Below are 10,241 nucleotides of genomic sequence, written 5' to 3'. Positions count from 1 at the left end.
GTTCGTGACCCCTGTGCGAAGTGCTTAACGCTGTCACTTGAAACAATCTCTTCGCATCGGCCGCGGACTATCTTTTTGGGATGACAACCAGCGAAAAGACCGTTTTCGAAGGTCCACTGCACCAGCTGGCGCGTAACACGTGGCAGTTGCTGCTCCTGATCGGCATCCTGGGCGCGGCACTCGGTGTCATCGTGCTGGCCTGGCCGGGCCCGTCACTGGTGGTGGCGGGTGTCTTGTTCGGCATCTACCTGGTGGTATCCGGGGTTGGGTATGTGTTGGCCGCTTTCGGCTCGCACGCCGGCGCCGCAATGAGAGTGCTGTCGTTCCTCACCGGCGTGGTGTCGCTGGTGTTGGGGTTCTTCTGCTTCCGCGACAGACTCGAGTCGATCCTGCTTTTGGCCCTGTGGATCGGCATCAGCTGGGTGTTCCGCGGGGTGACCCTGCTCGCCGCGGCGTTGTCCTTCGACCACCTACCCGCGCGCGGCTGGCAGGTGTTCTCCGGCGTGATCATCGTTATCGGTGGTGGTGTACTGATCATCTACCCGCTCGATTCGATCGCGATCCTGACCCTGGTCGCCGGTATCTGGCTGATCGTTATCGGCATCGTGGATGTCATCAGCGCGTTCCAGGTTCGCCATCGGCTGAAGGCCTTGACCCCCGGCTAATCGACGTAGGCCTGCAGACGTACGGGCGCGTCGCCTAAGGCAGCCGCCGCTCGACCTCGAAGGCCAGTCGCCCGATGTCGCCGGCGACTCCGTCCGCGTAACGTCCAGACCAGCGAGTGGTGGGTGTGGACCGTGTCCAAACTCCGTCGCGCATGGCCGGTTGTGATCAGGCACATCTGTAGGCCCTCGATCGTGTGTCGAGTGACATAGACGGCAGCACTGGTTCCCGGCGATGGTGGTGATAGCGCCTCGTCGGCGCATCGCGTTTGGCGATGTACGACAAATGGAGGGGCGAGCTTTGGCAGCTGACCAGACTGTCCCGTGACTACGGCTTGGCTTGTTCGCTAGGGCTGACACCAATATCGATAATCCCTAGGGACGAGCCATGGACGAACTTCTAACCGACGGCGAACTTGCGGCCGGGCAACTCGATTTGTCACCGGATAACGCCCGGCTATACGCGGAGTATCGCCGGCTCGCCGATGAGCAGGCGGCATTGCGTCGACTCTCCGCTCTGGTGGCCCGCGGGGTCGAACCGTCGGAGGTGTTCGACGCGGTGGTCAACGAAATGCGCCGCTGTGTGTCCGCGCAGACCGCCGGATTATGGCGCTACGAGTCGAGCGGCGAAATTGCGAAGGTGGCCGCAGCTGACCATCCTGCAGCGCCGCTGGCGAAGTGGCCCGTGGGCATTCGAACCCCGATCGACGGCAACACCCTGGCAGGGATAGTGCAACGCACAGGGCGGCCCGCGAGGATGGACAGCTATGAGAACAGCGCCGGTTCGCTCGCTGCAAAAGTCCGCGATACGGGCGTGCGCGCGACGGTGGGCGTGCCGGTCATCGTCGATGGACGCGTGTGGGGCCTGGCGGCCGTGGGTTCGGTTGAACCCGGGCCTATGCCGGCCGACACCGAGGTTCGCATCAGCGGCTTCGCCGAATTGATCGGCACTGCCGTAGTGGCCGGATATCGCGACGAGCAGAAACGTCAAATGTTCGATGACACCTCGCGGCGCCCGTTGTTGATCGACTCGCTGCTTGAGGGCCGAGTCGTCGACGACTGCAGCTTGGCCGAGGTCGCCGGCTATCTTCGGCTGCCAAAGGACGGTCCCTTTGTGGTCATTGCCGCCGAGGTTCGCTCCGGTGGCACCGAGCCGCTGCTGGCCGTCGGATCGAAGTTGCGCAGTCTCGACGTGTATTCAGCGTGGCGGCTCCTGCCCGATTGGCAGGTCGGGATTGTGCACGTCGCGTCCGACCAGCAACTCGACAAAGTTGTCGCTTTGTTGTCTCGGACGGCAGTCGACCGTGTCGGAGTGAGCGCGCGATTCAACGATCTGCGCGAGACGCCGCAGGCTTTGCACTTTGCCAAGGTGACGTTGCGGAGCCGGCCCGACCACGCCTCCCGCGTCGCGGTGTTCGACGGAACCATCTTGGCCACTGCCGCACTCGCCGCCCCAGACGTGATGGTCAAAACGACCGGCACTGCTTTGAGCTCTTTTGGCGACCTTCCCGACCAGGAGCGCGAGATCCTTTTCGATACGTTTCGGGTGTGGCAGGACACCGACGCCTCGGTGGGCGCCGCCGCTGAACGGCTGTGTTGTCACCCCAACACCGTGCGCTACCGGTTGCGCCGGATCGAGAAACGGACCGGACGATCGCTCTCGCGCCCAAGGGATGTCGCAGAACTATGTTTGGCGTTCGAGGTCCATCGCCGGCTCATCTAATCGATTTGCCCGACGTGTCCGACGAGAACTGATCGTTCAGCGACGCTAAGGCGCAATCCGCCTCAGCGACAAGCGTCGACATTGTTCTCGACGACAGTGACGGCGAGCGTGACGAGTCCTACGCTAGACCAGTCGGCGAAGCGGTTATGGGCGGAGCCGACGTGTCGAAAGCGTGGAAGGCGAATGGCATTAAGACAATGACTGATCTCATCGACTGCATACGCGAGATCATCGAACGTCACCGCGTAAACGATTTCACCACCGCGACTGGTCATCGGTGTCAGTGCGGAGCGGAGGAGCTATCCGATCATTCACGTCATGTGGCTCAAGAGGTCGTCGCGCGATTGGGACTGCAGCCGGAGAGGGCCATCAACGTCAAGGACGAGATCCGGTATGTGAGCGCATGGTTTGACGATGAGCTGACGAAATTGGAGGGCGCTGAATGAGTCGCGGTCCCGTGCAACGGCCGCGGACACCGGACCCCGGCTAGCGCCAGGGCGCTGCCACGCCGTTGCTCCTCGCCACTCCCGACAACAACAATGGCCGCCGTCTTCGTCTCGCGTGAACAACCGCCGGGGGCCGGCCGGCACCTAATATGCCCTCCATGAAAAGCGGCATTGCCCTCCAACATGTCGCTGACGTCGCAGACGCGATGTACCGGCGAACCGATGAAGTGTCGATCCTGGTTGCTCGTGCAATCACCCGCGAGGTGCGGCTCTACGGGCCGACCGCGGCGGTGCCGTTCGACGTGGTGGCCGCGGGCTGTGCGGCCAACATGCGAGCGATCTTCGGGGCGATCGCCGCCGGTGGCGATTTCAACGTGACCGCGGCCACCCAGCTGGGGATCGAGCGGGCGCGGGACGGGGTGCCGCTGTCGTCGGTGATGGAGGCTTATCGGGTCGGCTTTCGGCGGGTGTGGGAGGCCGTAGCCGTCGAGGCGGCGACCCGGCCCGGCATGAATGGCGATGCGCTGCGTACGCTGACCGCCAAGTTGCTGACCGCTCAGGACCTATTCACCAACGCAATGGCCGCGGGTTACCGACAGGAGCAGACTCGCCGGGTCGTGGACGACGAAACCCAGCGGTTCATGCTGATCGACGCGTTGATGCATGGCCGGCTGTTCGAGCGGTGCAGCCTGTGGGAGGCCGCCGACTATCTTCGGCTGCAGAGTACCGGTCCGTTCGTGGTGATCGCCGCAGATATTGCCCGGTTCGGGGTGGACGCCTTGCCGGATATCGAGGCGAAGCTACGCAGCCTGGATGTGTCCTCCGCGTGGCAGGGGCTGCGCGACGTGCAAGTCGGGATCGTGCACGTCAACACCGACCGCCAACTGGCTGCGGCGCTGGCGCTGGTTTCGCGGGTGGCCACCGCCCGGGTGGGTGTCAGCGCGCGCTTCGACGATCTGCGCGACACCGCCCGCGGGCTACGTCAGGCTCGGGTAACGCTGGGGGGCCGGGCCGACCCGGGCTCGCCGGTGTCGGTGTTTGACGGCTCGATCCTGGCTACCGCCGCGGTCAGCGCGCCCGAAGTCATGGTCGAACTCGCAAGCCCCGTCATGGAGTGTTTTTCCGATCTCTCCGATGAAGAGCGCGAGCTGCTGTTTGAGACGTTTCAGGCGTGGCGGGACCACGACGGGTCGATGCGCACCGTTGGGGAGATGCTGTTCTGTCACCCCAATACCGTTCGCTACCGGATGCACCGCATCGAGCAGCGCACCGGCCGTTCCCTGACCCGGCCGCGTGATTTAGCCGAACTGTGTCTGGCCTTCGAAGTGCACCGCCGACTGATGTAGCGATCGTGTGGCGCCGCAACATCATCGCGGCACGACTCGAATTGCGCGCCAAACGCTCTATCGGCGCAGGTGATCTCGTGCTTGCCGCGCTCACCAATGCACCGACAACCGCAGTGTGAACCGCTCGAGCTCGGCGCGTCGAAACTTCGCACAATGCTTGCCGATGGAACGTCATGGCAGCTGCGGTGGAAACCCCGGAATGTATTGCCGGTCAGCATGGTTGGCGGCTGAGAAGCCGGCATCGGCCATCCGGCTGCGTTACGGCGAAGGCAGGATCGACTTGGGCTGGTCCTCACCGTTGCGGTTGGCGCCGTCACTAATCTCTGCTCGAAGATCGTGTCACCCGAAACAATGACGGCCGAGTAGGGAGGACCGACGATTAGCAGAGTGGGGCGGATAGTCCCGGAAGTGATCGTAGGAGCTCCTCGGACGGCAGAAGCCGATCCGAGCGCAAGCTCTCGAATATCTCCGATAACGAGAGGCGGTGACCACATGGTCTTCTCATCCCCGCGCAGCGGCGGGCCGATCAGGTCGCCTGATCACGCGCTCGAGCGGCGGATCTTCGATGCCTACCAGGAGGTTAAACGCGCCCGCCGCGACGGTGATTACGCCAGTATCTGCGGCTGGATGAGCGAAGTCGACTACCTGCTCGACCGCTGCGCCGAACTTCATGCAAAAGCTCGGGTGTCGACGTCCGCATGATCACTGGGCACGAGAAAGGTGCGCTATGAAGGCTCTGCAATTAATTGATTGGAAGACCGATCCGGAGCTGGTCGAGGTGCCGAAGCCGACGCCTGGGCCGGGCGAGGTTGTCGTCAAGATCGGAGGCGCGGGGGCGTGTCACTCCGACCTGCACCTGATGCACGACTTCGAGCCGGGCATGTGGCCGTGGAAGTTACCATTCACGCTTGGCCACGAGAACGCCGGATGGGTTGACTCGGTCGGCTACGGCGTCACCACCGTCTCGAAGGGCGATGCCGTTGTGGTCTACGGCGCCTGGGGATGCGGCAAGTGCAGCCGGTGCCGGCAGGGCTTCGAGAACTACTGCGAGAATCAGGCCGAGGCACCGGTCGTAAACGGCGGCTGTGGGCTTGGTCTCGACGGCGGAATGGCCGAGTACCTGCTGGTGCCCGCCGAGCGGCTGCTTCTGCGCCTGCCCGATGGGCTTGACCCGACTACTGCGGCAGCGCTCACCGACGCTGGCCTAACGCCGTACCATGCGATCCGCCGGTCATGGTTGAAGATGGCGCCGACGTCGACCGTCGTGGTGGTTGGTGTTGGTGGACTCGGGCACATCGCGGTCCAGCTGGTGAAGGCGACGACGGCGGCCAAGGTGATCGCCGTCGACAATCGGCAGGAGGCGCTGGAGCTTGCAACAAAGGTGGGTGCCGACCATGTCGTCACATCGGACGATCAGGCGGCCGACGCCGTCAAGGACCTCACCCAGGGCCACGGCGCCGACGTGCTTTTGGACTTTGTCGGAACCGACGCGACGATCGAACTCGCCCGCACCGCCGCACGCACGCTCGCCGACGTGACGATAGTCGGCCTCGCCGGCGGCACCGTGCCACTGTCGTTCTTCTCGCAGCCGTACGAGGTCAGTATCCAGACAACATACTGGGGATCCCGTATTGAGCTGGCCGAGCTGATCGACTTGGCGGCCCGAGGGCTGGTGCACGTCGAGTCGACCACCTACTCGCTCGACAACGCAGCGCAGGCCTACCGCGACCTGCAGTGCGGGAACGTGCGCGGCCGTGCCATCGTGGTGCCCTGACGCACGCAAGGTCGGTGCGTCGCCGACCCGGCCCCCTAGCGCAAACATCGTTGTGAAAGCCTCTCCGACTCGTGACCGCAGACGCTGACGCTGATCGGCTCGCGCGCATCGACGGGACCTGAGCCGACGAGATGGAGAACAAGCTGTTCGATCCTGAACTGCTGAGCGAAGCCTGGAATCAGTTGCACCCGTCGCATCGTGAGCTGATTCGAAAGGCCCATTATCTGGGATGGACGACGGGCCAAATCGCTGCCGATCTGAATGTCACGGAGCCCGTCGTAAAGTCCCAGCTTCACTGCGCCCTACACACCATGCGGCTCACCTTGACCGACCTAACGCTGCGTTCGCGAACAATGTTCAGACGCAACAGCTCTGGCCGGGCCCCACGAACTGGTCCACGAGGTCTGTAGCCGTGTCGCAAGTCCACTGTTATGAGAGTTGGGGGCACAGTGATCAGCAGGAGGTCACAGGCCCCCGCGTCGTCCCATGCCACTCCTTCACATCACGTGGCACAAGAAATCCAATAATCCGACTCCACGAAAGCGCGGACACACCAAAGTCTCCAAGCTAACCGGGGGAAGGTCCCGCGGGGCTTCTGAAAACTTACGCGCTGGCGGCGCAGGAGAAGCTTCACTGCAGACAACCGTCGCTGCCGATCGCTGTCACCAGTCACATCGACGGCGTCAGCGGCTCGCTCAACAATGGAATTACCTCGCACAGGGGTGAATTGGGCACCCGGTTCGCATCCCAACTGATTACCTGGAGTAAAAGCACATGGTCAACCAACGGATAACGCAATCATCGCTCAAGGAACCAAAAAGGCACCGTGATTGCTTCACAACAGAACGATGGCGGACCTAATGATGGGGTGCGACAACCACTATGAGACAAGGAGATAACCGTGAGACGCTGGATCGAGAATCGGCTGGCCATGCTGATCGCAACCTGCTACGCGGCGGCGATGGAGCGGGCAATTACGGCGCTACCGCATGACGAACTTGCTTAACAGCTTGCGTGAGCCTCAGGTCATCGGCCAGGAGCCGGGCTGTTCCCGTGCAACCGACACGAAACGCAAATTGGCAGAAACCAAGATCAGTGCAACACCCCCAGAACAGTCGACTAGGAACAGCAAGTGAACCACACTGGCGACGACCAGACGTCTCATGACGTCATCGCGCACGCTGTCTCGGCCTTGGGCGCTGAATTCCGCAACGGTTCGGCACTAGCCGGTGCCAAGGACAGCGTGTCCGGACTTGAGCGGGTGCCGACCGGCTCCGCCGTGCTCGTTGTTAGGCGCGGACCCAACGCCGGTTACCGATTTCGGTTGGATCAGCCGGTCACAGCAGCAGGGCGCCATCTCGACAGCAACATCGTCCTCGACGACATAACCGTCAGCCGTCGCCATACCGAAATCCGCTGCGAAAGAGGTGAATTCCGGGTCGTCGATGTGGGCAGCCTCAACGGCACGTACGTCAACGGGAGCCGATCCATTCGGCTGTGCTGACCAACGGCGACGAGATTCGGATGGGGAAGTTCCGGCTGATGTTCTTTGGCGGGCCCGAGACGGGTTGACGCCGCCACCACTGACCGTTCCTGAGCCGAGCCGTCGGCCGACATCGTGGGGGTGATAAGCGCTCGTGCCCTCGGCATCATCGCCGGAAAAGTTACGCCGCGATGGACAGCAGTAGGCTGGCCGCGACCGAGACCAAAAGCATCGAGACCACCGGGATGTAGACGCGCACGTTGTCGCGTTCGACCCGGATATCACCGGGAAGGCGGCCGAACCACGAGAATCCACCGGCCCACACCAGGATGCCCAACGCCGCGATGACGATGCCCGCCATCACGATCAATGGACCTAAGTTTCGTCCCATTGCGGCCTCCGCGCCGTGACCTGCCCGGTGCTCACCAATAGTCCTGTGACGAGCGCCCCGAACACGAACCCTCCGACGTGCGCGAAGAACGCGACGCCACTGCCACCGTTCTTCGCTGCGACCAGTGCGGAGTTTCCCTCGAAGAATTGGTAGAGAAACCAGCCGCCGAGATATAGCCATGCCGGGATTCTGACCGGGAACCACCCCACGAGCGTAAGGATGCTCGAGTTGGGATGGAGCACGAAGTAGGCGCCGAGCACGGCGGCGATCGCGCCGCTGGCGCCGAGGGTCGGTATCTGCCCGTCGGATGCGCTGCCGAAGAGCAGGGTCATCGCGGTCTGCAAAAACATTGCCGCGAATCCGCCGGCGAAGTAGAAGACCAGGTAACCGAGCTTTCCGAACGCGTCCTCGACGTTCTTGCCGAAGATCGCCAGAAACCACATGTTGCCGAGGATGTGATCCCAGCCGGCATGCAGGAACATCGCCGTGATCCAGCTGACACCCCACGGGTAACCCATGTGGCAGGCGTTGTCGACATTGCATGGATAAAACGAGGCCTGGTTGATCGCCGCCTCGGGGTGCGGCAATTCGTAGAACACGAAGACCGCGAAGTTGGCGGCGATCAGCGCGACATTGACCCACGGGAACCGGCGGGCCTGAATGCCATCGGAGTAAGGGATCATGCAAGCCGCTTTCGTTTCGAATGGTGGGCCGACGCATCCGACGTTGCTCCAGCATAAACGGGGGTGCAAGAGTCGAAAGATACTTGATCGACCACGCTTGTCATCACGACCTGGGGCACTTGCGTGCCGGCGGAGCGCAGCCCTAGCGGGCCACGATCACCGGAATGTCGGCTGCCTCTATCACGGCCGTTGTGACCGACCCGAGCAGCATGCCAGGGCTGCCGCCGCGGCCGTGGCCGCCAACGACGAGCAGCTTTGCCGAGCAGGACTTTTCGAGAAGGTGACGCGCCGGGTCGTTGTGCACGACAATGCGCTGAACCGTGACGTCGGGATAGCAGTCCTGCCAGCCAGCCAGTCCATCTGCGAGGACTTGGTGCGCCCTGGATTGCACCGCGGGCCATTCCATGGTGGGCATCGTCGACGTATCGCCGTCGCTCCAGGCGTGCAGCGCCACCAGTTCCACGCGTCGCAGGGAGGCCTCCCCGAAAGCGATTTCAGTGCCCAACTGCGACCCGCCTGAGCCGTCGATCCCGACCAGCACCGGCAGATGCGGCGATGGCAATGATCCCGAATCCGCATCGTGGATCACCGGCGACTGGGCAGTGGGCCAGGTGCACTAAACCGGTGGCGACCGAATCGCTTAGGCTCCCGTCCGAAGCAGCGCGCGGGCGACGGCCGACCACCACCATCTGAGCCTTTTTTGAAAGGTCACCAAGCGTCGGCGCACGCGCCGAATAGAGCAGTTTGCTATTGATAGCAGGGAGGTCGCCACTGTCAGCGCCGTCCTCGATGATCTTGATCGCCTTCGAAAGTATTTGCTGCCCTTCATCCGCATGCTGTTCACGCAGTTCGTCCAGTGTCGGAGCAGTGGTCCAAACCCGTGCAGAGGGGCCGGACGCAGGCATCAGCCCGACACGGACCAGCGTGAGCGGTATCTTGCGCAGTGCTGCTTCATGTGCAGCCCAGCGCACCGTGTTGGCGCCGGGCGACTCTTCCACGCCGACGACAATTCCCAGATCGGTTTTAACACTTGTCATTTCGTCGCCCTCCCCGATTGATACCGGTTAGCGCTGTCTGGATGACGCTAGCCGCCCCGCCTAGCGCCGCCATGGAGCATAAGTCCCCGACGAACTGGCCATACGACACTAATCGGGAGGTTGGTCGTCAGCCGGGGCCGCACCGATAGGTGCGGCCCGCGCTGGGATGACAGACGTCAGGCGGCGGCGGGAACGAGGCGACGAGACGCCAAGCTGGCTGTGGTGGCCGGCCGGTGGTTCCCCTACACAACGTTCACAATGGTGACGGCGGCCGGGATGAGGACGGGGGACAGGATCATCAGGAAGATGATGAATGGCAGCAACATGGCCTTACCTACATTTCTCCGCAAAGGGCTCGGTTGTAATGTGTTGTCGCACTTGCTAATTCGGGATTAGCTGGTGGTCTGGAATGCTGCGTTGCGTTCGTGATGAAAAGGTATCGGCATTAGGTCGGTGCGGCGACGTCGTCAACCAACCAAGTTGCGGCGGATCGTTGTCTTCCGGCGACAAAAAGGCCGCGAACTTGATGCTGGACCAGCCGTCTACCGCAGTGGTCTCGGACCGGCATTGTTCGTGACCCCTGTGCGAAGTGCTTAACGCTGTCACTTGAAACAATCTCTTCGCATCGGCCGCGGACTATCTTTTTGGGATGACAACCAGCGAAAAGACCGTTTTCGAAGGTCCACTGCACCAGCT

12 protein-coding genes and 1 pseudogene are annotated in these 10,241 nt (G+C 62.7%); 8 read left to right on the top strand and 5 right to left on the bottom strand.

Features of this window, described 5'->3' with window-relative positions; all coding sequences use genetic code 11:
- Positions 1–80: 80 nt before the first annotated feature.
- The 6 genes from ACLQI9_RS23670 (at position 81) to ACLQI9_RS23645 (ending at position 5,951) form a co-directional block, all read left to right on the top strand.
- Positions 81–665, top strand: coding sequence for an HdeD family acid-resistance protein (locus tag ACLQI9_RS23670; protein ID WP_442379334.1), 585 nt, complete (start codon positions 81–83; stop codon positions 663–665).
- A 385-nt stretch (positions 666–1,050) separates the two neighbouring features.
- The gene (locus tag ACLQI9_RS23665; protein ID WP_442379333.1) at positions 1,051–2,385 is read left to right on the top strand and encodes a helix-turn-helix domain-containing protein; all 1,335 of its coding nucleotides are present in this window, start codon (positions 1,051–1,053) and stop codon (positions 2,383–2,385) included.
- Between the two features lie 197 nt (positions 2,386–2,582).
- Positions 2,583–2,831, top strand: a complete 249-nt coding sequence (locus tag ACLQI9_RS23660; protein WP_442379331.1) for a hypothetical protein — start codon at positions 2,583–2,585, stop codon at positions 2,829–2,831.
- Positions 2,832–2,989: 158 nt separating this feature from the next.
- Positions 2,990–4,177, top strand: a complete 1,188-nt coding sequence (locus ACLQI9_RS23655) for a PucR family transcriptional regulator (protein WP_442379329.1) — start codon at positions 2,990–2,992, stop codon at positions 4,175–4,177.
- Between the two features lie 492 nt (positions 4,178–4,669).
- On the top strand, positions 4,670–4,879 hold the full coding sequence (locus ACLQI9_RS23650) for a hypothetical protein (protein WP_442379327.1): 210 nt from the start codon (positions 4,670–4,672) through the stop codon (positions 4,877–4,879).
- Positions 4,880–4,904: 25 nt separating this feature from the next.
- Positions 4,905–5,951 carry an NAD(P)-dependent alcohol dehydrogenase gene (locus ACLQI9_RS23645; protein WP_442379325.1) on the top strand — a complete coding sequence of 349 codons (1,047 nt, stop codon included), beginning with the start codon at positions 4,905–4,907 and terminating at the stop codon, positions 5,949–5,951.
- Positions 5,952–5,986: 35 nt separating this feature from the next.
- On the opposite strand, the gene ACLQI9_RS23640 is transcribed toward ACLQI9_RS23645, so the two are convergent.
- Entirely contained in the window at positions 5,987–6,247 is a 261-nt protein-coding gene (locus ACLQI9_RS23640; protein WP_442392283.1) for a hypothetical protein, read from the bottom strand.
- Between ACLQI9_RS23640 and ACLQI9_RS23635 the strand changes: the two genes are divergently transcribed.
- On the top strand, positions 6,155–6,361 hold the full coding sequence (locus tag ACLQI9_RS23635) for a hypothetical protein (protein WP_442392282.1): 207 nt from the start codon (positions 6,155–6,157) through the stop codon (positions 6,359–6,361). The genes ACLQI9_RS23640 and ACLQI9_RS23635 overlap by 93 nt on opposite strands.
- A gap of 722 nt (positions 6,362–7,083) precedes the next feature.
- A pseudogene (locus tag ACLQI9_RS23630) lies at positions 7,084–7,523 on the top strand (FHA domain-containing protein).
- A 92-nt stretch (positions 7,524–7,615) separates the two neighbouring features.
- Here the strand turns inward: ACLQI9_RS23630 and ACLQI9_RS23625 are convergent.
- From ACLQI9_RS23625 to ACLQI9_RS23610, 4 genes are all read right to left on the bottom strand, one after another.
- Positions 7,616–7,825 carry a DUF2905 domain-containing protein gene (locus tag ACLQI9_RS23625; RefSeq protein WP_442378642.1) on the bottom strand — a complete coding sequence of 70 codons (210 nt, stop codon included), beginning with the start codon at positions 7,823–7,825 and terminating at the stop codon, positions 7,616–7,618.
- A complete protein-coding gene (locus tag ACLQI9_RS23620) occupies positions 7,810–8,508 on the bottom strand; it encodes a rhomboid family intramembrane serine protease (RefSeq protein ID WP_442378643.1) in 699 nt (232 codons plus the stop codon). The genes ACLQI9_RS23625 and ACLQI9_RS23620 overlap by 16 nt, the downstream gene beginning before the upstream one ends.
- Positions 8,509–8,650: 142 nt before the next feature.
- Positions 8,651–9,013 (bottom strand): universal stress protein, encoded by a 363-nt coding sequence (locus ACLQI9_RS23615; protein ID WP_442378644.1) that lies wholly within the window; start codon positions 9,011–9,013, stop codon positions 8,651–8,653.
- Entirely contained in the window at positions 9,003–9,506 is a 504-nt protein-coding gene (locus ACLQI9_RS23610; protein ID WP_442378645.1) for a universal stress protein, read from the bottom strand. Before ACLQI9_RS23610 ends, ACLQI9_RS23615 begins: the two co-directional genes overlap by 11 nt.
- Positions 9,507–10,241: the final 735 nt, after the last annotated feature.

The organism is Mycobacterium sp. (genome assembly GCF_052143115.1).
Lineage (GTDB): Bacteria > Actinomycetota > Actinomycetes > Mycobacteriales > Mycobacteriaceae > Mycobacterium.
Note: the sequence above shows the minus strand (reverse complement) of the source record. Positions and strands in the feature narration are given on the sequence as shown.